The 22,214-nt window shown below is 67.2% G+C and carries 21 protein-coding genes; 9 read left to right on the top strand and 12 right to left on the bottom strand.

Annotation, left to right across the window (positions count from 1 at the left end):
* Positions 1 to 3: 3 nt before the first annotated feature.
* From IEV87_RS17720 to IEV87_RS17710, 3 genes are all read right to left on the bottom strand, one after another.
* On the bottom strand, positions 4 to 1,725 hold the full coding sequence (locus IEV87_RS17720; RefSeq protein ID WP_188479142.1) for an ABC transporter permease: 1,722 nt from the start codon (positions 1,723 to 1,725) through the stop codon (positions 4 to 6).
* Positions 1,725 to 2,768 carry an ABC transporter substrate-binding protein gene (locus tag IEV87_RS17715; protein ID WP_188479141.1) on the bottom strand — a complete coding sequence of 348 codons (1,044 nt, stop codon included), beginning with the start codon at positions 2,766 to 2,768 and terminating at the stop codon, positions 1,725 to 1,727. Before IEV87_RS17715 ends, IEV87_RS17720 begins: the two co-directional genes overlap by 1 nt.
* Positions 2,769 to 2,839: 71 nt before the next feature.
* The gene (locus tag IEV87_RS17710) at positions 2,840 to 3,508 is read right to left on the bottom strand and encodes a GntR family transcriptional regulator (protein ID WP_188479140.1); all 669 of its coding nucleotides are present in this window, start codon (positions 3,506 to 3,508) and stop codon (positions 2,840 to 2,842) included.
* Between the two features lie 123 nt (positions 3,509 to 3,631).
* Here IEV87_RS17710 and IEV87_RS17705 point away from each other — a divergent pair, with 123 nt between their 5' ends.
* From IEV87_RS17705 to IEV87_RS17695, 3 genes are read left to right on the top strand one after another with little or no spacing between them, the layout of a single operon-like run.
* Positions 3,632 to 4,609, top strand: a complete 978-nt coding sequence (locus IEV87_RS17705) for a quinone oxidoreductase family protein (protein ID WP_188479139.1) — start codon at positions 3,632 to 3,634, stop codon at positions 4,607 to 4,609.
* Between the two features lie 11 nt (positions 4,610 to 4,620).
* A complete protein-coding gene (locus IEV87_RS17700; RefSeq protein WP_188479138.1) occupies positions 4,621 to 5,430 on the top strand; it encodes an enoyl-CoA hydratase-related protein in 810 nt (269 codons plus the stop codon).
* A complete protein-coding gene (locus IEV87_RS17695) occupies positions 5,427 to 6,146 on the top strand; it encodes a glutathione S-transferase family protein (RefSeq protein ID WP_229737691.1) in 720 nt (239 codons plus the stop codon). The genes IEV87_RS17700 and IEV87_RS17695 overlap by 4 nt, the downstream gene beginning before the upstream one ends.
* Here IEV87_RS17695 and IEV87_RS17690 read toward each other — a convergent pair.
* A complete protein-coding gene (locus IEV87_RS17690; protein WP_188479137.1) occupies positions 6,110 to 6,721 on the bottom strand; it encodes a TetR/AcrR family transcriptional regulator in 612 nt (203 codons plus the stop codon). The genes IEV87_RS17695 and IEV87_RS17690 overlap by 37 nt on opposite strands.
* A gap of 258 nt (positions 6,722 to 6,979) precedes the next feature.
* On the opposite strand from IEV87_RS17690, the gene IEV87_RS17685 reads away from it, so the two are divergent.
* The 6 genes from IEV87_RS17685 (at position 6,980) to IEV87_RS17660 (ending at position 14,565) form a co-directional block, all read left to right on the top strand.
* A complete protein-coding gene (locus IEV87_RS17685; protein ID WP_188479136.1) occupies positions 6,980 to 7,477 on the top strand; it encodes a (2Fe-2S)-binding protein in 498 nt (165 codons plus the stop codon).
* Entirely contained in the window at positions 7,474 to 8,529 is a 1,056-nt protein-coding gene (locus tag IEV87_RS17680) for an FAD binding domain-containing protein (RefSeq protein WP_188479135.1), read from the top strand. The genes IEV87_RS17685 and IEV87_RS17680 overlap by 4 nt, the downstream gene beginning before the upstream one ends.
* Positions 8,522 to 10,765 carry a xanthine dehydrogenase family protein molybdopterin-binding subunit gene (locus IEV87_RS17675; protein ID WP_188479134.1) on the top strand — a complete coding sequence of 748 codons (2,244 nt, stop codon included), beginning with the start codon at positions 8,522 to 8,524 and terminating at the stop codon, positions 10,763 to 10,765. The genes IEV87_RS17680 and IEV87_RS17675 overlap by 8 nt, the downstream gene beginning before the upstream one ends.
* 132 nt (positions 10,766 to 10,897) lie before the next feature.
* The gene (locus IEV87_RS17670; RefSeq protein ID WP_188479133.1) at positions 10,898 to 11,647 is read left to right on the top strand and encodes an IclR family transcriptional regulator; all 750 of its coding nucleotides are present in this window, start codon (positions 10,898 to 10,900) and stop codon (positions 11,645 to 11,647) included.
* An 18-nt stretch (positions 11,648 to 11,665) separates the two neighbouring features.
* A complete protein-coding gene (locus tag IEV87_RS17665) occupies positions 11,666 to 13,375 on the top strand; it encodes an acyl-CoA dehydrogenase family protein (protein ID WP_188479132.1) in 1,710 nt (569 codons plus the stop codon).
* Positions 13,372 to 14,565, top strand: a complete 1,194-nt coding sequence (locus tag IEV87_RS17660) for a CaiB/BaiF CoA transferase family protein (protein WP_188479131.1) — start codon at positions 13,372 to 13,374, stop codon at positions 14,563 to 14,565. The genes IEV87_RS17665 and IEV87_RS17660 overlap by 4 nt, the downstream gene beginning before the upstream one ends.
* Here IEV87_RS17660 and IEV87_RS17655 read toward each other — a convergent pair.
* The 8 genes from IEV87_RS17655 to IEV87_RS17620 all read right to left on the bottom strand — a co-directional run bounded on the left by IEV87_RS17655 (position 14,562) and on the right by IEV87_RS17620 (position 22,205).
* Complete coding sequence (locus IEV87_RS17655; RefSeq protein WP_188479130.1) at positions 14,562 to 15,017, bottom strand: MaoC/PaaZ C-terminal domain-containing protein; 456 nt, start codon at positions 15,015 to 15,017, stop codon at positions 14,562 to 14,564. The two genes, IEV87_RS17660 and IEV87_RS17655, sit on opposite strands and share 4 nt — an antisense overlap.
* Positions 15,014 to 16,597, bottom strand: coding sequence for an AMP-binding protein (locus tag IEV87_RS17650; RefSeq protein WP_188479129.1), 1,584 nt, complete (start codon positions 16,595 to 16,597; stop codon positions 15,014 to 15,016). The genes IEV87_RS17655 and IEV87_RS17650 overlap by 4 nt, the downstream gene beginning before the upstream one ends.
* The gene (locus IEV87_RS17645; protein ID WP_188479128.1) at positions 16,597 to 17,322 is read right to left on the bottom strand and encodes an ABC transporter ATP-binding protein; all 726 of its coding nucleotides are present in this window, start codon (positions 17,320 to 17,322) and stop codon (positions 16,597 to 16,599) included. Before IEV87_RS17645 ends, IEV87_RS17650 begins: the two co-directional genes overlap by 1 nt.
* Positions 17,319 to 18,077 carry an ABC transporter ATP-binding protein gene (locus IEV87_RS17640; protein WP_229737688.1) on the bottom strand — a complete coding sequence of 253 codons (759 nt, stop codon included), beginning with the start codon at positions 18,075 to 18,077 and terminating at the stop codon, positions 17,319 to 17,321. The genes IEV87_RS17645 and IEV87_RS17640 overlap by 4 nt, the downstream gene beginning before the upstream one ends.
* Before the next feature lie 2 nt (positions 18,078 to 18,079).
* Positions 18,080 to 18,955, bottom strand: coding sequence for a branched-chain amino acid ABC transporter permease (locus IEV87_RS17635; RefSeq protein WP_188479126.1), 876 nt, complete (start codon positions 18,953 to 18,955; stop codon positions 18,080 to 18,082).
* An 11-nt stretch (positions 18,956 to 18,966) separates the two neighbouring features.
* The gene (locus IEV87_RS17630) at positions 18,967 to 19,836 is read right to left on the bottom strand and encodes a branched-chain amino acid ABC transporter permease (RefSeq protein WP_188479125.1); all 870 of its coding nucleotides are present in this window, start codon (positions 19,834 to 19,836) and stop codon (positions 18,967 to 18,969) included.
* Positions 19,837 to 19,840: 4 nt separating this feature from the next.
* Positions 19,841 to 20,968 (bottom strand): ABC transporter substrate-binding protein, encoded by a 1,128-nt coding sequence (locus IEV87_RS17625; protein WP_188479124.1) that lies wholly within the window; start codon positions 20,966 to 20,968, stop codon positions 19,841 to 19,843.
* Between the two features lie 73 nt (positions 20,969 to 21,041).
* Positions 21,042 to 22,205: an acyl-CoA dehydrogenase family protein gene (locus tag IEV87_RS17620; protein WP_229737686.1), complete on the bottom strand. Its 1,164-nt coding sequence runs from the start codon at positions 22,203 to 22,205 to the stop codon at positions 21,042 to 21,044.
* Positions 22,206 to 22,214: the final 9 nt, after the last annotated feature.

Below are 22,214 nucleotides of genomic sequence, written 5' to 3'. Positions count from 1 at the left end.
GTGTCAGTTCCTTCGCAGCATGAAGTCACGGCCGAGGAAGCGCATGCCGATGGCGACCACCGCAGTGGTGATGACCAGCAGCAGCACGCCCATGGCGGCCAGATTCTCGTATTCGCCCTGTTCGCTCAGATCGAGCGTGAGGATCGAGATCACGCGGTTGTTGTGGGAGGACAGGAAGATCGCCGTCGAGAGTTCGCGCGAACAGATCACGAAAACGAGGATCCAGACGCCGAGCAGGTTCTTCTTCAGCACCGGCGCGACCACTTCGGTGAGGGCGCGGAAGCGGCCTCCTCCGTGGATGCGGACGGCTTCCTCGAGTTCGGGGTTCATGGAGCGGACCCCGGAGGAGAGCGAGACGAAGGCGATCGGCAGGAAACGGGTGACGAAGGCGACGATCAGCAGCAACGACGAGCCGTACATCGACAGCGGCGGGCCCGCGTAGGCGGCGTAGAAGCAAATCGCCAGCACGATGCCGGGCACGGCGACCGGCGACACGGTGAGGAAGGCGAGGATCGACGCCATAGGCACCATCTTGCGGATCACCATGTAGGCAATCATGAAGCCCAGAACCGTGCAGATCGTCGCGCCCGAGAAGGCCACCTTGTAGGTGTTCCAGATCGCGTCGCGCACCGTCTGCTGTTCGAACAGGATCTCGTGGAAGTTCTGCAGCGTCATGTTGTCGAAGGTGAAGGGTTTCGCCCAGGCGACGGAGAAGGAGGTCGTGACCAGGATCACGGCGGGCAGGACCACCGCCAGCAGCATCACCAGGATGCCGTGGGCCAGCAGGACATAGCGCCAGCGGCCGATCTTCATCGGTTCGCGTGCGCCGCCCTTGCCCGAAACGGCCACCGTGCCCCCGCGCAGCATCAGGCGCTGTGCGGCGAGCAGGACGATGGTGACAAGCACCAGCGGGACGGAGAAGGCCATCGCGAGTTCGATGCGCGCCGGGTATTCGAAGAAGGTTGTGAGCTGCGTCGTCGCCACGTTGAAGCGGGCGGGAATGGCGATGAGCGCCGGGGTACCGTAGAGCGCGATGGTTTCGAGGAAGACCAGCATGCAGGCGCCCAGAACCGCGGGCAGGGCCAGTGGCAGGGTGATGAGCCATGTGGTGCGCAGGGGACCTGCGCCGTGGATCGCCGCGGCTTCCTCCATCTCGGACGAGATGAGGTCGAAGGCGGAGGTGGCGAAGATGAAGATCAGCGGAAACACGTTCAGGGCGATGACGAAGGCCAGGCCCCACATGGAGAAGATGTTGACCAGCGGTTCCTCGTATCCCGTCAGGCCTTCCCACAGGCGGTTGATCCAGCCCGCGTTCGGACCGGCCAGCAGGATCCATCCGATCGCGCCGAGGAAGGGGGGAATGATGAAGGCGCCGAGCACGGCGAAGAACATCATGCCGCGGCCCGGCGTGTCTGTGCGCGACACGGCAAAGGCCATGGGCAGGGCCATGAAGACCGACATCGCCACGGTGACCCCGGCCAGCTGGAGCGTGTGCCAGTAGGCGGTCAGGTAACGCTGGCGGGTGAAGACATCGACGAAGTTCTGCAGCGTGAAGCCGCCTTCCTTCGGATGGGTAAAGCTTTCGATGACCAGCCGCGACAGGGGGCTGACCACAAGGACCACCAGCAGCAGGGCCAGCAGGGCAAAGACCACGAAGGTCCAGTCGAAACGGGGGGCGCGCCGCCTGGTGCGCTCCCCCGGAATGGTTGTCGCCTGTTCGGTCATCAGATGCCGAAGGTGTCGCGGAACTTCTCGGCGGTGACTGACACACCGTCGATGATCTGTTCCTTGGTGGCGGTGATGACGTTGTCTTCGGTCAGCGGCGCCACGCCTTCGCGCGGGGTCACGTCGCCGCGGATCGGGGTGGAGAACTGGTCGACCGTCAGTTCCGCGATCTCCTTGCCGAGCAGGAATTCCATGAAGAGCTTGGCCGCCTCGGGGTGCGGGGCGTTCTTCAGGATGCAGGAGGGCGAGGTGATGATGACCATGCCGTCGGTCGGCACGATGGTGGCCATCGGGTTGCCCTTTTCGGCAGAGATCAGGGCGGAGGTCATCGGGCCCGCGCCGACGGCGGTTTCCCCGGCGGCGGTGGTGGTCACCACGTCGATGGAGGAGCGGCCGATGTAGGGGTCCTGCTCAAGCAGCTTGTCGAAGTAGTCCCAGCCGTAGAGTTCCTCCATCTTCACCGCCCAGATGCCGACGTAGCCGGAGAAGCCGGGGTGGCCGATCGCCAGCTTGCCCTTCCACTTCGGGTCGAGCAGGTCGGGCCAGTTCTTCGGCGCCTCGGCTTCGGAGACGAGGTCGGTGTTGTAGACGATGCCCATGGGGCCGGCGGTGGTGATGTGGTAGAAATCGTCCGGATCGGCACCCTGGAAGGCTGCCAGGGCCTCGCCCTTGCGCATCGGGGCATATTTCAGCAGCAGGTCGCGGGACTTCAGGTCTTCGGCATGGGCCACGTTCGAGGTGGTCAGCACGTCGCAGTTCGCCACGCCGGAGTCGATGTCCTGGTTCAGCTTCTGGAAGGCCACCGTCGCGGTGGAGCGGACGACGTTCACCTTGATGCCCGGATAGAGCTCCGTGAACTTCTGGCCGACACGTTCGGCGGTCTCGCTGTCCATCGGGACAACGTACCAGGTGATTTCGCCTTCGGGCTTCGCGGCCTCGTAAAGCGGGGCGATCTTTTCGTCCATGTGGCTGGCGGCATTGGCCGCGAGCGGCAGCAGCGCGGCCGCGGCTGCTGTGGTCATCAGAAACGTTCTGCGTTTCATGGTCTGGGTCTCCTCCCTAGATGATGCTTATTGCCCCTGCCCGTGTGGCGGGGAGTGCTGTGGTGCGGGTGTCAGGTCTCCTCCTTCGTCCGCCCGGTTGTCCTGAGCGCGGCGACGAGGTCGGCATAGACCCGCCCGCCGGACAGGATGTGGTCGCGCATGGTTTCGCGCGCGGCGTCGACATCGGCATTGCGGATCGCTTCGACCACGCGGCCGTGTTCGTGCCAGGACCGTTCCAGCCGCGATTTCTGGTTGAGGCTCGAGGAGTGATAGAACTCCATCCGCTTGCGGGTCTGTCGGATCAGCCGGTTCAGGTATTCGTTTCGCGCCCCGTCATAGATCGTGCGGTGAAAGCGGGTGTTGAGCCGGATGTAGGTCGCGGTATCGAGCAGGGTGGCGCTGTCGCGGCTCTCCTCGTAGATCGCGATCATTTTCGCGACCTCGTCCTCGGGCATGCGTTGCGCGGCAAGTGCGGCGGCCTCGGCTTCCAGCAGGGCGAGGGTCTCCATCATCGCGACGGCCTCGTCCGCCGAAAGGCCAAGCACCACGGCGCCGTGTCGCGGGCGGATTTCGACGAGGCCGGAGGCGGCAAGCTGCATGATCGCCTCCCGCGCGGGGGTGCGGGAGATGGCGAAGCGTTCGGCAAGTGACTTTTCGTCGATGGAATCGCCGGGGCGCAGCTCTCCGGAACTGATCTCGCGTTCCAGACGCACCCGGACGGTATCGCTTGCCTTGGCCACTTTCGCCTCCTCACTTTATGTATTCATTACGCGATTCTGCGTATACGTAAAGACCTTGTAAATGAACATTAATGGATTCTATGGTTTTGTCGGGCGCGGACGGAGACGCCCGGGAGGAAGACTTTGAAAACACAAGCAATTCGTATCCACGCCCATGGCGGGCCCGAGGTTCTGAGTCTCGACGAGGTGGAGATTCCCGCCCCCGGACCGGGCGAAGCACTGGTGCGCAACACGGCCATCGGGGTGAACTACGCCGACATCTACGAGCGCGAGGGCGACCACGGCGGGCCGCATTCGGCCAAGCCGTTTCCGGTCACCATGGGCCATATGGCGGTCGGCGTGGTCGAAACGCCCGGCGCGGACGGTCCGGGGGCCGGGACGCGGGTCGGATACATCGGGGGGAATTCCTACGCCGGGCATACGCTGGTGCCGGCGGCGCGGCTGTTTCCTTTACCGGATGCGCTGAGCGACGAGGTCGCGGGGGGCTACCTGCTGCGCGGGCTGACGGCGGAGTATCTGGTCCGGCGGCTTTATCCGCTTGGGCCGGGCAAAGTGGCGGTGGTGCATGCGGCGGCGGGCGGCATGGGGCTGTTGCTGGGACAATGGGGAAAGGCGCTTGGCGCACGGATGATCGGGACGGTCGGGTCGCCGGAGAAGGCCGCGCTGGCGAAGACCTTCGGATATGAGTCCACGATCGACTACAGCGCCGGGGATTTCGCCCCGCAGGTCATGGAGCTGACCGGCGGTGTCGGGGCGGAAGTGATTTATGACGGGATCGGCAAGGCGGCCTTCCGCAAGTCGCTGGACTGCATCCGGCCGCGCGGGATGGTCATCAGCTATGGCACGGCGTCGGGCAACGTGGGGGAGTTCGACCTGCAGCTGCTGCATTCCAAATCGATCATCGTGACCCGCCCGACCCTGCGCAGCTGGATCGCCGATCCGGAGGAGGCGCGGGCGGCGGCGGTGGCGACCTTTGCCGCGCTCACCTCCGACGACATCGACACGCCGATCGGAGCGGTGCTGCCGCTGGCCGAGGCGGCAGAGGCGCACCGGCGTCTGGAAGGGCGCGAGACCACCGCGCCGATCGTCCTCAAACCCTGATGGAGAGCCTGATGAGCGAAACCGCATTCCCCCCCGGCTGGACCCCGGACCGGAGCTTTGGCGATGGCCGTGTCGGCTATTCCCTGGCCGATCGCATCGCCGTTCTGGCGATCCAGATCCCCGAGAAGCGCAACGCGCTGGACGAAAAGGCCACCGCCGGGATGGTCGCCGCGCTTGAGGCGGCGGTGGCGGAGGGCGCGCGGGTGCTGCTGTTCACCGGGACCGGGGGCCGCGCCTTCATTTCGGGCGCGGACCTTGGCGGGTTCGAGGGGCCGCGGCCGACGGGGACGGATTTCGTCGACCGGCAGAGGGTGCTGGCGGCCTGCCCGATCCCGACGATCGCAGTGATCAAAGGTTTCTGCATCGGTGGTGGTCTGATGACCGCGCTGAACTGCGACTTCCGGCTGGCGTCGGAGGATTCGACCTTTGGCGTGCCGGCGGCGAAGCTGGGGCTGTCCTACGGAGATCAGGGTCTAAGGGGCCTTGTAGAGACTGTCGGGCCGGCACGGACCAAGCGGATCCTCTACGTGGGTGACCGGGTGGATGCGCAGACGGCGCTGGTCTGGGGGCTGGTGGAACATGTCTATGCGGAAGACGCGCTTTGGCCCGCGGCGATGGAGATGGCCCGGGTGATCGCCGGGAACGCGCCCCTGTCGGTCCGGGCGACGAAGGAGACGGTGGCGGACCTGCTGCGGGACGAGAGCGCGCGGGACCCGGAGCGGATCGCCGCGATCGGTCTGGAATGCCGCAACAGCCGCGATTTCCGGGAGGGCCGGGATGCCTTCCGCGAGAAACGCGCGCCCGTGTTCGAGGGCAGATGATGGGGATCGTCCTGTATCATTCGCCGAAGTCCAGCGCCTCGCGCCGGGTGCGGCTGTGTCTGGAGGAGAAGGGGATCGCCTATGAGGGGCATGTGATCGACCTGTCCGCGCAGGAGCAGCATTCGGAGGCTTACCTGAAGATCAACCCGCTTGGCGTGGTGCCCTGCATGCTGCACGACGGACGGCCGCTGCATGAAAGCAGCGTGATGTGCGAATATATCGACGCTGTCTTTCCCGAGCCTCCGCTCTGCCCGGAGGATCCCTATGATCTGGCGGTGATGCGCAACTGGATCCGCTATGTCGACGGGCTGATCACCAACCTGATCCGGTTCAACTGGCGGCACGGCATGGCGGCGAAGGCGGCGAAGATGTCGGAGGCGGAGTTCGAGGCGATGCTGAAGAACGTGCCGAGCGAGGAGCGCAAGGAAGCCTGGCGGCGCGCCGCCCGCAATCCCTACACGGAGACGGAGCTGGACGAGGCGCGGGGCAACCTGCTGGCGATGCTCGACCGGATGGAGGGGATGATCGCGGGCGACGGGCTGATCGGCGGACGCTATGGGCTGGCCGATATCGCCACGGCCCCCTTCGTGCGGCGGATCGAGGAGGAGATCGCGCCGGATGCCCTGCTGAGCCGGCCGAAATGCGCGGGATGGTGGGCGGCGCTGACCGCGCGCCCGGCCTATGCGCGCGCCGGGTTCGACCCGTTCGTGGGCTGAGCGGTCGGAGCGAGCCCGTCGACGAAGATGTCGAGCAGGCGCAGCACCTGTGATTTCCAGTCCGGCCCCGGCTGGCGGGCGTAGCAGAGCGCGTACATGGTCTGGAGCAGGTCCTCGGCGGTGATGCCGTCGCGGATCTGCCCGGAGGCGCGGCCCCTGGCGAGGATGTCGTTGACGGCAGAGGTGACGCGGCCGGACAGGTCGGCATAGGTCCGCTTGGATTCGTCCGTCATCACGATGGACAGCGCGCCGAGCATCCCGCGCTTGGTTTCGACAAAGGCGACGTTGCTGTGCAGCCAGTGGCGGATCGCCTCTAACGGATCGGGTGACCCGCGCAGGGAATCGGCGATGTCGGCGAGCTCCTCCATCTCCTGCCGGAAGACGGTGTGGAAGAGATCCTCGCGCGTCGGAAAGTGGCGGTAGAGCGTGCCGATACCGACGCCCGCCCGTTGCGCAACCGCTTCGAGACTGGCGTTCGGGCCACCTTTTCCCAGCACTTCCTTCGCTGCGTCTATTAGCAGGGCGCGGTTCTTCAGGGCGTCGGCGCGTGGTTTTCTGGCGCGTGTTTCCGCCAAGGCGGCATGTCCCCCTTGATAAACGGAGGCATCCTCCGTATAACTGAGTCACGGTCACCGGATCGGTGCCCGGATGCAATCATACGAATTTCATCGTCCCGGCGCGAGGGCCGGGCGTCAATCCGAAAAACTCTCCCGGCGCGAGAGCCGGGCGCCAATCTTGGAATGAGACCCGGCGCGCCTGCCGGGCGGACCTTTGCAAACCGTCTCCCGCCGCGGCGGCGGGGGAACATCCGAAAAGATATGGAAGGGGGGCACATGCCACTCTCGATGACACTGACCCTGAACGGGGCAGCGCGCGACGTCGTGCTTGACGATCCGCGCGTGACGCTTCTGGACCTGCTGCGCGAGCGGCTCGACCTGACCGGAACGAAGAAGGGCTGCGACCGTGGCCAGTGCGGCGCCTGTACGGTGCTGGTGAACGGGCGGCGGGTGAATTCCTGCCTGACGCTGGCGGCAACGTTGGACGGGGCAGAGGTGACGACGATCGAAGGGCTGGGCACGGCGGCTGCGCTGCATCCGGTGCAGGCAGCCTTCATCGAACATGACGGATTCCAGTGCGGATATTGCACGCCGGGTCAGATCATGAGCGCGGCCGGGCTGATCTCCGAAGGGCTGGATGCCGAGGACCCGGAGCGGATCCGCGAGGGGATGAGTGGCAACATCTGCCGTTGCGGGGCCTATCACGGGATCACGCTGGCGGTGCAGGAAGCGGCGCGTCGCATGGCGGCGGACGGCCAGGAGGACGCGGCATGAAGAGTTTTGACTTCGTGCAGCCCCGGACGGTGGCGGAGGCGCTGGCGGCCTGGGGTCCCGGTGCGGTCTGGCTGGGCGGCGGAACAAGCCTGATCGACCTGATGAAGCTTGGTGTCGCGCAGCCGGACGTGGTGATTGATCTTGGTCGGGTCGCGGGGATGCGGTCGGTTGACGTTCAGGGAGACGGCGCGGTGCGCATCGGCGCGCTGGTGAGCAATGCCGATCTGACCCGCGATGCAGCGTTTGCGGCGCGCTTCCCGATGGTTGCGGAGGCGCTGCTCTCCGGTGCGTCGGGCCAGCTGCGGAACGCGGCGACGGTTGCGGGCAACCTGATGCAGCATACCCGCTGCGCGTACTTTCAGGATGCGGGTGCAGCCTGCAACCGGCGCGATCCGGGGGCGGGCTGCGATGCGCAGGGCGGGGTCGGTGGCGGCGTGGCGGTGCTGGGCGCAAGCCCGGCCTGCATCGCGGTGAACCCGTCGGATTTCTGCGTGCCGCTCGCCGCGCTGGACGCGGTGGTCGAGGTGCAGGGGCCGGAGGGTGGCCGGGAGATCGCCATGGCCGATTTCCATTTGTTGCCGGGCGATACGCCGGACAGGGTGACCGCGCTGGCGCCGGGAGAACTGATCGTCGCCCTGCGCCTGCCCGCCGGGGCGGACGGGTTCGCGGGGCATTCCCGATACCTGAAGGTGCGCGATCGGACGTCCTTTGCCTTTGCCACGGCCTCGGCCGCGGCGGGGCTGCGGATGGAGCACGGGCGGATCGCGGAGGCGCGGCTGGCGCTTGGCGCGGTCGCCGCAAAACCCTGGCGGGTGGCAGAGGCGGAGGCGGTGCTGATCGGCCAGACGCCGGATGCCGACCTGTTCGACCGGGCCGCCACGATTGCCATGGCGGGGGCGGAGCCGGGGGATGACCTGGCCTGGAAGATCGACCTTGCCCGGAAGACGGCGGTGCGGGCGCTGTGCCTTGCCGCTGCCGGAACACCTGCGCGGATGCCCGCGCTTCCCGCCTCTGTCTTTGCAGAGCCTGCCGGAGAAAAAGTCCATGCCTGATACACTTGCTCAACCCATGCGTTTCGGATCGAGCTCCGGCCAGCCGGTGACGCGGCGGGACGGGATCGCCAAGGTGACCGGGGACGCGGACTATGCCGCCGATCACAGTCCCTCGGGGATGCTGCATGCGGTCTATGCCCCTGCCGCGATCGCGCGGGGGCGGGTCACCGCAATGAACACCGTCGCGGCAGAGGCGCATCCCGGTGTCGTCCGGGTCATCACCCCGGCAAACCGTCCCGCGTTGCAGGGCGATCCGGCGGACAAGTCGGTGATGTTCACCTTCCGGATCGAGGTGCTGCAGGACGATACGGTGCGTTATGCCGGTCAGCCGGTGGCGCTGGTTCTGGCGGAGACGCTGGAGGCGGCGACGGAAGGCGCGCGGCTGCTGGACCCGCAGTATGCGGTCGAGGTGCCGCGCGTCACGCTGGCGGATGCGGAGTCCGAACCGGTTGCCGGGCAGGGCTTTGGCCAGCCGGCGGATACCACGCATGGCGACGTGGACGCGGGACATGCGGCGGCGGCGCGGTCCGTGGACGTGACCTATACGACGGCGGCGCAGTATCACAACGCGATGGAACCGCATGCAATCGTCGCGCAGTGGGAGGGGGATCACCTGTCGCTGGACGTGCCGACCCAGGCCTTCGCCCTGTCCTGCGCGGGGTATGCGCGCTACTTCGGGATCCCGGCGGAGAACGTGACGATCCGGTGCCCCTATCTTGGCGGCGGCTTCGGGTCCAAGGCGATCCCGGCGGGTCCGCTGGTGCTGGCGGTGCTGGCGGCGCGGGACGTGGGGCGGCCGGTGAAGCTTGCGCTGACCCGGAAACAGATGTTCGGCCCGGTCGGGCATCGCGGCGCGACGGAGCAGCGGCTGCGGATCGGCGCGGATGGCGAGGGACGGCTGAGCGTGATCGACCACGATAACGTGGCGGAGACCTCGACCTTCGACGATTTTGTCGAACCGGCGGCGAATGCGTCGCAGGGGCTTTATGCGGCGGGGGCGCTTCGGTCGCGGCACCGGGCGGTGCGGCTGGATGTCGGGACGCCGGGGCCGATGCGGGCACCGGGAGAGGCGTCCGGATCCGCCGCGCTGGAATGCGCGATGGACGAACTGGCGGAGGCCTCCGGCATCGATCCGCTGGAGTTCCGGTTGCGCAATTACGCGGAGACGGAGCCGGGGACGGGCAGGCCCTATTCGTCAAAGGCCCTGCGCGACTGCTATTTGCAGGGGGCGGAGCGGTTCGGCTGGTCCGGGCGTCCCTCTGCGCCCGGTACGATGCGCGACGCTTCGGGACTGCTGACGGGCTGGGGCATGGGGACGGCGCTGTTCCCGGCCCCGATGTTCGCCGCGCAGGCGCGGGCGACGCTGAAGGCGGACGGGACCGCGCTGGTCGAAACCTCTGCCGCGGACATGGGGCAGGGGGCCTGGACGGCGCTGGCGCAGATCGCGGCGGACAGTCTGGGGCTGCCGCTGGATGCGGTTGAGTTCCGGGCCGGGCATTCTTCGCTGCCCGATGGCGGCGTCGCGGGCGGGTCGGGCCATACGGCCACGGCGGGCGGGGCGCTGCATGCGGCCGGTCTGGACGTGGTGCGCCAGTTGGGAGAGATCGCGGCCGCGGATCCGGAGTCACCCCTGCATGGCGCGGGCAATGCGCAATTCGTCGCGCGGGACGGGCGGCTGTTCGTCGAGGGCGACGAGGGCCGGAGCGATGCGCTGGCGGATATCCTCGTCCGTGCGGGGGGTGCTCCGCTCACCGGGACGGGACGCGGGGCGCGGGCGCCCGAGGCGGCGGCGGCCCATGCAATGTATTCCCATGGTGCGGTCTTCGCGGAGGTGAAGGTGGACCCGGACCTTGGCCAGATCCGGGTGAGCCGTCTGGTCGGGGCCTTTGCCGCGGGGCGGATCATCAATCCCAAACTGGCCGAGAGCCAACTGTTCGGGGGCATGATCTGGGGTGTCTCCTTCGCGTTGCACGAGGAGGCGAAGTTCGACCGTCGGACTGGGCGGATCATGAACGCCGACTTCGCGGGGTATCACGTGCCGGTCAATGCCGACGTGCCGGGGCTGGAGGTCATCATGGTGCATGAGGACGATCCTCACGTGAACCCGCTTGGCGTGAAGGGCGTGGGCGAGATCGGGATCGTCGGGACCGTGGGGGCGATCGGCAACGCGATCCGGCATGCGACGGGGCGGCGGGTGCGGCGCTTCCCGATCCGGATCGAGGGCATGCTGGGCTGAGGTCTTCCTCGGTTTGAAAGGGGGCGTCCTGCCGGTCTGGCGGGGCGCCCCTTTGTCATGTGCGGCGGGTGAGGGTTGCGCAAAGTCCAGAATCGTGGTTCCTAAGTCCATCATTATGGACTTTGGTGATACATGCTGGTCCGTCAGGCCGACAACGTGCTGTCTATCCTTGAATTCTTTGCCGAACGGCAGGGGCCGGCGACGGTTGCGGATATGACCGCGCATTTCGGCTGGCCGCGGTCGTCGACCTTCAACATGGTCGCGACGCTGGTGGAGCGGGGCTATCTGTATGAACCCCGGGCGCGGGGGGCCTATTATCCGACCGCCCGCTGGCAGGTGATGGCGCAGGCCGTCGCCGCGGCAGAGCCCGTGCCGGTGGAGCTGATCCGCCTGCTCGACCGGCTGGCGGAGGAGATCGGGGAAACCGTCTGGATCGCCGGGGCCGGGGGGCTGGACGTGGTGATGCTGGAGGTGCGGGAGAGCCCTCAGCTGATCCGTTATGCCGCGCGCCCCGGAATGCGGCTGCCGATCCATGTGACCGGGTCCGGGCAGGCGCTGATGTCGCGCATGAGCGGGGCAGAGCGGGAGGCGCTGCTGAAGCGTATTCGCTACGTACGCTACAACCGGAACACGCCGATGGATGCAGAGACGGTGCGCGGACAGATCGCGCAGTCGCAGGCGCGGGGATGGTTCATGTCGTCGTCGGCCTATTCGTCAGACCTGGGCGGGGTGGCCCTGCCGGTGAAGCGGGGCGAGCGGCATTTCGCCGTGACCGCCGCAGGGCCGGAGGCACGGGTGCTGCCGAGGATGGAGGAGATTGCCGCGATGCTGCGTCGCGGCATCGAAGAGGAATGCGGGGCGCAGGCGCTGACGGCTGCCTGACCCGAGGGAGGAGACACCATGCCGACGATACACAGAAACATTCCGGACAGTGCCGGGCTGAACACCTTTCGTGCCGATCCGGCGATGCGGCAGCTGCTGAAGGTCTATCTGGATGCGGAGACGCTGGCGGCGCTGCTGCCGCAGCTGGATCGCATGGGCGAGTTGGCTGGCGGTGAACTGGAGCGGCTGGCGCTGGAAGCGGACCGGAATCCGCCCGTGCTGAACATACGCAACCGTACAGGTGCGGCGGAAGAGCGGGTGGAGAAGCATCCGTCTTACGTGCGGATGGAGGAGATCGCCTTCGGGGAATTCGGTCTCGCCGCCATGTCGCACAGGGGCGGGGTGTTCGGGCGTCCCGACAAGCTGCCCCCGCTGGCGAAATACGCGCTGGTCTATCTGTTCGTGCAGCAGGAATTCGGTCTGTGCTGTCCGCTGTCGATGACCGACAGCCTCACGCGGACGCTGGTGAAGTTCGGCGACCCGGAGCTTGTGGCGGAGTATTTCGATGAGCTTACCAGTCAGGACATGGATGTCGCCTTTCAGGGCGCAATGTTCATGACCGAACAGCCCGCCGGGTCGGACGTCGGTGCGATCGAGACGACGGCGCGGCAGGAAGCGGACGGGAGCTGGCGGCTGTATGGCGACAAGTGGTTCTGTTCCAACCCGGATGCGGACCTTGCCATGGTGCTTGCGCGGCCCGAGGGGGCGGGACAGGGCACGGGGGCTCTGTCGCTGTTCCTGCTGCCGCGCCGCCTGCCCGATGGCAGCCGCAACGCCTACCGGATCCTGCGGCTGAAGGACAAGATGGGGACACGCTCCATGGCCTCGGGCGAGATCATGCTGGAGGGTGCGGTGGCGCATCTGGTCGGCGATCCCGGGCAGGGGTTCAAGCAGATGACCGACATGATCAACATGTCGCGTCTGGCGAACGGCGTGCGCAGCGCGGGCATGATGCGGAGGTCGGTGGCAGAGGCGCTGTTCATCGCGCGCAACCGGACGGCCTTTGGCAAGCGGCTGGCGGATCTGCCGCTGATGCGGCGGCAGCTGGTCAAGATGCTGGTCACGGCGGAGCAGGGGCGGTCGATGGTCTTCCACACCGCGCGGGTGCTGCAGCGGGCCGATGCGGGGGATGCGGAGGCTGCGAAGGTGCTGCGGATCCTGACCCCGCTGCTCAAGTTCCGGACCTGCCGCGATGCGCGCAAGGTGGCCGGCGACGCGATGGAGGTGCGCGGCGGCTGCGGCTATATCGAGGAGTTCTCGGACGCGCGGGTGCTGCGGGATTCCCACCTCGGCTCGATCTGGGAAGGGACGAGCAACATCGTCGCGCTGGACGTGGCCCGGGCGACGCGGCGCGAGGGGGCCCTGGCGGCTTTGCGGGCGCATCTTGAGGGGCTTCTGGCGGAGTGTGGTTCCGTCCCGGACGGACTGGCCGGAGCGATGACGCGGGCCTGCGACCTGATGGAAGCGGTGGCGTCGGACAAGGCGCGGGAGGATGAGGTGCGGACGGCGGCGAGCGCTGTCTACAACGTCGCCTCGGCGGTCATCATGGCGTGGGAGGAGGCGCGGATCTCGGGCGCCTCGGGCGGACGGGCGCGGCTGGCGGGGCTGGTGCTGCGCCACAAGCTGCTGCCGCGCGACCCGCTCGCCGACGGCGCGGCGGAGGGGGACGGTGCGTTGCTTGAGCAGGCGCTGGCGGAGGCGGAGCCGATGCTGGAGGCCGCGGAATGAGCGTGACCGGTGCCCTCGCCGGGCTGAAGGTGATCGACCTGAGCCGGGTTCTGGGCGGTCCGTTTGCCGGGCAGATCCTTGGCGACCACGGGGCAGAGGTCATCAAGGTCGAACCGCCCGCGGGGGATGAGACGCGGGGTTGGGGTCCGCCCTTCCACGACGGCACGGCGGCCTATTTCGAAGGCCTGAACCGCAACAAGCGGGCGATCGCGCTGGACCTTGGCCGGGCGGAGGGACGGGAGGTTCTGCTGCGCCTTCTCGACGGGGCGGACGTGCTGCTGGAAAACTTCAAGGTCGGGACGCTGGAGAAATGGGGGCTCGGCTATGAAGAGGAGCTGGCGGAGCGGTTTCCCCGGCTGATCCATTGCCGGGTGAGCGGGTTCGGGGCGGACGGCCCCCTTGGCGCGCTGCCGGGGTACGATGCGATCCTTCAGGCCATGGGCGGGATCATGTCCGTCAACGGGTCGGAGGAGACGGGGGCAACGCGGGTCGGCCTTCCGGTCGTGGATATGGCGACGGGGCTGAACGCGGTGATCGGGATCATGATGGCGCTGGTGCATCGCGGTGCGACGGGGCGGGGGCAGTTCGTGGAGGCGGCGCTCTATGACTCCGCGGTGTCGCTGATGCATCCGCATGCGCCGAACTTCTTCCGGTCGGGCAAGATGCCGAAGCTGACGGGGAACGACCATCCCAATATCTCGCCCTATTCCGCCTATCGCACCGCGACGCGGCCGGTCTATCTGGCGGTCGGCAACAACGGGCAGTTCTCCCGGCTTTGTGCCGAAATTGGTATCCCGGAGGTCGCGCAGGACGCGCGTTTCGCGACCAATGCGGACCGGGTCATCAACCGCGATGCATTGCGCGAGGTGCTGGAGGCGGCCCTGGCCGACAAGGACGGGGCCGAGATCGGGGAGCGGCTGATCCGCGCCGGGGTGCCCGCCGGGCCGATCCAGAGCGTCGGGGAGGCGCTGGAGCATCCGCATACCGTGCATCGCGGCATGGTGGTCGAGGTCGGCGATTACCGGGGGCTGGGGGCACCTGCGAAACCCGCTGCCACACCGGCGAGCTACCGCCTGCCCCCGCCCGGCTTCGCGGAGCATCGGGAGGCGGTGCTGCGGGAGGCGGGGTTTTCGGATGCGGAGATCGCGGCGCTGGCGGAGTCGGGAATCGCACCGGAGGTGATGGGCTAGGCCTGCGGGTTCACCCGGACCAGCACGTCCGCGCGGCCCTGATGGGCGGGGCGGCCGTGCTGGTTGATCAGCTCGAACCGGCGGCCGATGCGGCCGGTGTTGCCGGACCTGCCGAGGGACTTGTCGAGGATCGTCAGGTTCAGGTGCAGGGTGTCGCCGAGGAAGACGGGTTCGACGAACTTCCACTCCTGCACGTCGAGCAGGGCGACGGCGCTGTCTTCGAAGATGCCGAGCGTGTGCATCAGGCCAAGGGCGAGGCCGATCCCGAACGCCCCGTGCATCAGGCGCTGGCCGAACTTTGCCTTTGCGGCGAATTCCGCATCGTTGTGGATCGGGTTCCAGTCACCTGTCAGCATGGAGAACATGGTGAGGTCGGTTTCGGTGATCGTACGGCCCTGGCTGGTGAAGGTCTGGCCCGGTTCGAAATCGTTGTAATAGAGGCTGTGGCTCATGGGTGGTCCTTCAGATGGGCTTCGGCCATGTCGCGGAGTTTCGCCTTCTGGATCTTGAGGCCGTTGGCGCTTTCGGTGGCCGGGAACGACTCGATCGGGACGACGCGGAGTGGCACCTTGTAATGGGCGAGACGGTCGGCGGTATGGGTGCGCACGGTCTCCGGATCGGGGGAGGCGCCGGGTTTGGGCAGGATGAAGGCGAAGGCGCGGGCGCGGCCTTCGTGGGTCACGCCGACGACCTGCGCGCGGGCGACTCCGTCGGCCGACTCCAGCACCTCCTCGATCTCCGCCGGGTCGGTGAGGAAGCCCGACAGGCGCAGGAAGTCGCCGTTGCGGGCGAGGTAGACGAAGGTGCCGTCGGGGCGCAGGTAACCGGCGTCGCCGCTGCGGAAGTAGCCTTCTGGGTCGACGGCCTTGGCTGTGGCCTCGGGGTTCCGGAAATAGCCGGTGAAGTTGGTCGGCCCTTTGACTTCAAGCACGCCGGGCTGGTCCGGGGCGCAGAGCTCTCCGGTCTCCGGATCGCGCACGCGGACGGAGACGGTGTCGCCCCCGGCGGTGCGGCCCCCGCCCTGAAGACGCTGGTCGATCGGGTGTGTCGGCGGCTGGATGGCGAAGATCGCGTGCAGTTCGGACGCGCCGTAGACCCCGCAAAGGGGCAGGCCCTCTTCCGCCATGCCGCGCAGCGTCGCGCCCATGCCGGGGGTGAAGGCGCCGAAGCCGCAGATGCGGGCGTGGGAGAAGACGGTGCGGTCGGCGTCCCACATCTGGCGGAACATCTCGTCCGAGCCGAAGAAATGGGTGATCGCCTGCGCCTTGGCGATACCGATGGCGGGGGCGAGCGCGTAGGCGGTCAGCAGGTGGATCGGCGCACCGCCGGCAAAGGCGCCGAGCGTGGGGTTCAGGCCGAACACCCCGCAAAGCGGCATGGCGGCGAGATAGGCGGCGTCGGGCGCGTCGAAGCCGTAGGCGGGCGCGCAGTAGCGGGCGTGCAGTGACAGGGTTTCCTGCGTGTGCATCACCAGCTTGGGCTTGCTGGTGGTGCCGGAGGTGGTGAAGAGGATCACCGGGTCGGAGGGCTGTGCGTCCTGCGGCGGCAGGGGGTCGAACCCGTCGAAATCGCAATGCGTGACGGGGATGCCCTGGATCGGCGGCAGATCGGCGGAGTCGATGGCGGCCAGTGCCTTGAGATCGGGCAGGGTTGCGAGGTCGAGCGCGGCGGTCATGGCGTGGAAATCCGCGTGACGGTCGCCGCTTTCGAAGATCAGCAGCTTTGCGCCGGAGCTGGAGAGGATGTGATGCAGCTCCGCCGTACGGTAGCGTGTGTTGACCGCCGCCACCGTCGCGCCGATCCGCGCGGCCCCGAAGAGAAGGGCGAGCCAGTGCGGGTGGTTGGGCAGCCAGACGGCGACCCGGTCATGCCGTTCGATGCCCTGCGCGCGCAGCCATGCGGCGGCGCGGCCGACAAGCGCGTCAAAGGCGTCCAGCGACAGGGGCGTGCCGCCTTCGGGGGTCATAACGGGGCGCGCCGCACCGGGTCCGGCGCGGCGCTCGGCGATCAGGGCATCGAAGGTGAGGGGCATCAGTAAAGCTCCATCAGGCGGTCGTTGTCGGACAGTTCGCCCGGATCGCCCTCCCAGATCAACTGGCCGGATTTCATGACCACGGCGCGGTCGGAGATCTTGAGCGCCTCCTTCACGTTCTGTTCGACAAGCAGGATCGACAGGCCCTCGCGCTGTTGCAGGGTGCGGATCGGGGCCAGCAGATCCTGGAACAGCTTGGGCGCGAGGCCGATGGAGGGTTCGTCCATCAGCAGGATGCGCGGGCGCGACAGCAGGGCGCGGCCGATGGAGACCATCTGCTGCTGCCCGCCCGACAGGGTGGAGGCAGGGCGATGCATGAATTCGCGGATCACCGGCAGGATGTTCAGCACCCAGTCGACGCGTTCGGCGCGCTCCTCCTTGGGAACGCGGGCGGCGTGCATCCCGAGCGCGAAGATCTCCGTCACGGTGAGAGAGGGGAAGATGCCGCGCCCTTCGGGCACCATGGCGACGCCCATGTCGGCAATGTCGCGCGGCGTGCGGCCGGTCATGTCGGTTCCGTCGACGCTGACGCTGCCTTCGCCCGGGGCGAGCAGACCGAACATGGTCTTGAGCAGGGTCGACTTACCTGCGCCGTTGTGACCAATCATGCAGAGCACCTCTCCCTTCATCAGGGAAAGGTCGATTCCAGAGATCACCGGGCGGCCACCGTAGCCCGCGGCGAGGGTGGAGGTCTGGAGGACGGGTTTTCCAGGAACGGGGGTCATGTGCGTTCTCCGAAGTAGATCTTCGCAAGCTCCGGGTCGTTCAGCACCGTCTGCGGATCGCCGTCGGCCAGCAGCTTGCCCCGGTCGAGAAAGGCGATGCGGTCGGAGATGCCAATGACGATGTCGAGGTTGTGTTCGATGATGCAGACGGTCACGCCTCCGGCCACGTCCTCCCGCAGGATCGTCAGGAAGCGGTCGTAGGAGGCGGGGTCGAGGCCCGACGCCGGTTCGTCCAGCAGCCAGAGCCGTGCCTCCGTCGCCATGATCCGCGCCATCGACAGGAACTTGCGTTCGGCATAAGCGAGGTCGAGCGCGCGGGTGTTGCGCTTGTCGGCCAGGCCGGTGCGTTCGAGGACCCGTTCGATGCGCTCGCGGCGGGCTGCGCGGGCGGCGCTGCCGAGCGGGATCGGCAAGGCGCCGTATTCGGTGGCGTTCAGCACGTTTTCCCAGACCGTCATGCCGTCGAACAGGCGCAGGTCCTGATACGTCCGCATGATCCCGGCGCGGGCGATGCGGTGCGGCTTGACCCCGGCGATGTCGCGGCCAAGCCATGTGACCTCTCCGCCGTCGCGGGGCAGGTTGCCGGTGATGAGGTTGAAGAAGGTGGTCTTGCCGGCCCCGTTCGGGCCGACCAGCGTCGTCACGATCCCGGCGCGCAGGTCCATGGTCACGTCGTCCACGGCCTTCACCCCCCCGAAGCTCTTGTCGAGGTTGCGGATCTGCATCAGGGTTTCGCCCTGCTGAGGCTGGGTCATGCTCATGTCCCCGACCTCCGACCGACGATGCCGCCGGGGCGGAAGATCATCAGCAGCGTCATGCCGAGCCCGTAGATGATCTGTTGCAGCGAGCCGATTTCAGTCTGCGGCAGGAAGTCGAAGTAGGAGATGACGGAGGGCAGGATCAGCAGGATCGCCGCCCCCACGATCGGGCCGGCCACGGTTCCGGTGCCGCCGATGATGACCATGGCCATGACAAGGACGGAGGTGTCGAGCGTAAAGCTTTCCACGTTGATGAAGCTGAGATAGCTGGCATAGAGCGCGCCCGCGAGTGCCGCCAGCGCGGCGGAGATCACCACGGAGATGGTCTTGATGACGGGGACGTTCTTGCCGAAGGAAGCCGCCGCGCTTTCGCTGTCGCGGATGGCGCGCAGGTTGCGGCCGAAGCTGGAGTGTACCAGTGCATTGACGATGAGCAGGACGAGCACCAGCACCGTGACCGACAGGATCGCGAAGGCGGCCGGTCTGAACACGTCGATGCCGAGGATGTTGACCGGCGGGATGGCCAGCACGCCGCCGATGCCGCCGGTAAAGCCCTTCCATTCGGAGTAGATCGTGACCGACAGGACCTGAAGGCCAAGCGACGCGGCGACGAAGTATTCGCCGCGTACCCGCAGGGCCGGGAGGGCAAGGGCGAGGGAGACGACCCCGGCCGCCAGCATCGCCGCGGGGAAGCTGACGAGGATCGACGCGCTGACGTTCTGCGCCACGAAGGCGGACGTATAGGCGCCGAGCCCGAAGAAGACGGCATGGGCGAGAGAGTAGATCCCCGCGTAGCCCATGATGAAGTTCAGCGTGACCGCGAGGATCGAATAGATCGCGATGAGGTTCACGAGGTTGTAGATATAGGCTTCCATCCGACCCTCCCTCAGTGCGCCGTGGCCCGGCCCAGCAGGCCGGAGGGGCGGATGATGATGAAGGCGAACAGGATCGCGAAGGTCACGGCCTCGGTCCATTGCGTGTCGACGACCAGCAGGGCGAGGCTTTCCGCGAGGCCCAGCATCACGCCCGCGAGCATGGTGCCGGGGATCGACCCGATGCCGCCCACGATGGTCGCGGCCAGCGAGATCAGCATGACATGGTGCCCGATGGCGGGGGAAAGCCCCGTCGTGGCCGAGGTGATGATCGCCGCCGGAACGACGATCACCGAGCCGATGGCGAAGGCGGCTGCCTGGATGGCGCGCGGGTTCAGGCCGAAGGTGCGCACCAGCTCCGGGTTGTCCGCAAGCGCCCGCAGGGCCATGCCCGTGTGCGTGCGCTTGAGGAAGAAGCCAAGGCCGCCCAGGAAGACGGCGGCGCAGGCGATGGCGATCCAGGCGAGGGGGGAGACATAGACCTCCGGGATGACCTCGACGCTGCGCGACAGGGTGGTGTTCACCGTCACGTAGCCGCGTCCGAAAATCATGCCGATGACGTTCTGCACCGCAATGCCGACCCCGAAGGAGGCGACGAAGACCGTGAAGAACGACCCTTCATGCCGCTGGATCGGGACGTAGACCAGACGGTCCAGCAGCAGCCCGAAGGCCACCGCCCCGAAGGCCGAGACGCCGATGGCCGGGATCACGCCCCAGCCCGCCCCGAAGGCGGCGTAGAAGAAGTAGGCCGCGATGACGAAGGCCGCGCCATGGGCGAAGTGGAAGATCCGCGTCGATCCGAAGATCAGCGAAAATCCCACGGCCGTCAGCGCGTAGAGCGCCCCCGTCTGAAGCCCCGTTATGGCCAGTTGGATCGCCAGCATGGGGTTACCCGCCGATCTCGACGGTATCGAGCGTTTCGGTCGCGCCGCCCTTGATCTGCTTGACCTCGATCGGGGACAGCAGCGTGCCGTTGTCCTGGAAGGAAACGGTGCCGCCGACAAGATCGAAGGTCTTCATTTCCAGCCGCTTGGCGAGAAGGTTTTCACCCGTGACCTCTGTGCCGTCCTTCTCCAGCGCTGCCGCAAGCAGGCCGTAGAGCAGGGTGGCGTTGTAGTAGTTCACGTTGTAGGCGGTCGGGTCCTTGTCGAACCTGGCCTTGAAGTCGGTGACGAAGCGTTTGGTCACCGGGTCTTCGCTGGCGTAGTCGACGGCCTGTCCGGTCACGATCATCCCGTCGGATTCCGGCAGGGCCAAAGCGTCGGGGGTGATGTAGCCGGAATAGCTGACGATCTGCGCGTCGACGCCGTTGTCACGCAGTTGCTTGACGATCTGGATCTGCTGCGCGCCGTAGCTGGCGACATAGACCACGTCGGGCTTGGCCGAGCGGACCTTGGCGGCCACGCCCGAGAACTGCTGCGCGGTGACGGGGACCGAAAGCACCTCGGCCAGTTCGGCGTCGGAGCCTTCGAAGGCGGTTTCCAGTTCGGATTCGATGGCCTGACCGAAGGGGTCGTCGATGTAGACGAGCACCATCTTCTTCAGGCCCATTTCACCGGTCAGGTAGGGGACCACCGCGCGAACCTCGAGGTTCACGAGCGGGATGACGTTCCAGAAGTATTCGCCAAGCGCGGCGAGGTCGGGGCCGACGCCGCCGCCGTTGACCGCCACGACCGACGAGCGCTGCCCGATGGTGGAGATTGCCTTGGAGACGCCGGTGAAGGCCGACAGGGTATAGGGCACGCCGGTCACGTTGACGAGCTTGGTCATGCCGACCACGGCGGGCTGCGGCAGGCCCTGGCTGTCCTCGTAGGCGATGGACATGGTGCCCGACAGCATCCCGTCGGCGTTGATGTGTTCGACGGCCAGGTCCGATCCGGCCATGAACACGTCGCCATAGACGGCGTTCGGACCGGACAGCGGGAACAGGGCGCCGATGGTGTGATCCTCGGCCCAGGCGGGCAGGGTCAGTGCGGTGAGCGCGACGGCGGTGGTGATCTTCAATGACTTCAACATGGTTCCTCCTCCTCATGCCCCTTGAATGCCGGGGGCGGGCGTTTGCGGGCTCCTCTTCCCGCGGCCGGTCGCGTCAGGCGCGGCCGGTGAATTCCTTGACCATCCTGCGGGCGATGATGACCTGCTGGATCTGGCTGGTGCCTTCGTAGATGCGCAGCAGGCGGGCATCGCGGAACAGGCGTTCGATCGGGTATTCGGCCATGTAGCCGGCGCCTCCGTGGATCTGCAGCGCGCGGTCGGCGACGCGGAAGGCCATTTCGGAGGCGAAGAATTTCGACGAGGACGCCATGATGACGGCCTGCCCCTCGCGGTCGTAGGTGTCGGCGGTGGCGCGGACCAGATGGCGGGCGGCCAGCAGTTCGGCCTGGCTCTCGGCCAGCATGCCCTGCACGAACTGGTGGTCTGCAATCGGCACGCCGAACTGCTTGCGGTCGATGGCGTAGGCGGTGGCGACGTCGAGCATCCGCTGCGCTGTACCGACGGCGATGGAGGCCACATGCACCCGCCCCCGGTCCAGCACCTTCATCGCGGTGCGGAAGCCGCGGTTCAGGTTGCCGGGGCCGCCGATGATCGCGGACTCGGGCAGGCGGACGTCGTCGAAGATCACGTCGGATGTCTTGGTTCCGCGCTGGCCAAGCTTTCGGTCGGGTTTGGCGATGGTGATGCCCGGCGTGTCGGCGGGCAACAGGAAGGCGGAGACCCCGTCGCCGCCGTCGCGGTCCGGGTCGGTGCGGGCAAAAACGGTGAAGACCCCCGCGCGCACGGCGTTGGTGATGTAGCGCTTGGTGCCGTTCAGGACAAAGTCGCTGCCGTCGCGGCGGGCTGTGGTCTTCAGATGTGCCGCGTCCGATCCGATGTCGGGTTCGGTCAGGGCGAAGCTGGCGATCATCTCTCCGCTGGCCAGTTTGGGGAGGTAATGCGCCTTCTGCTCGGCCGTGCCGTCCATGACGATCCCCTGCGACCCGATGCCGACGTTGGTGCCGACAAGGGAACGGAAGGCGACCGAAGCGTAGCACAGCGCCTCGACCAGACGGGATTCCTGAAGGGTGGTGAGGCCGAGGCCGTCGAACTCCTCCGGGATCGACATGCCGAAGAGGCCGAGGTCGCGCATCTCCTGCACGATCTCTTCAGGGATGTCGTCTTCGTCCTCGACCCTCTGTTCGGCGGGGATCAGGCGTTCGCGCGCGAAACGCTCCACGGTGTCGAGAAGCTGGCGGAAGGTGTCGTCGTCAACCATCACGGGTCC

Origin of the sequence: Primorskyibacter flagellatus, from assembly GCF_014638275.1 — a bacterium.
GTDB lineage: Bacteria > Pseudomonadota > Alphaproteobacteria > Rhodobacterales > Rhodobacteraceae > Pseudooceanicola > Pseudooceanicola flagellatus_A.
Note: the sequence above shows the minus strand (reverse complement) of the source record. Positions and strands in the feature narration are given on the sequence as shown.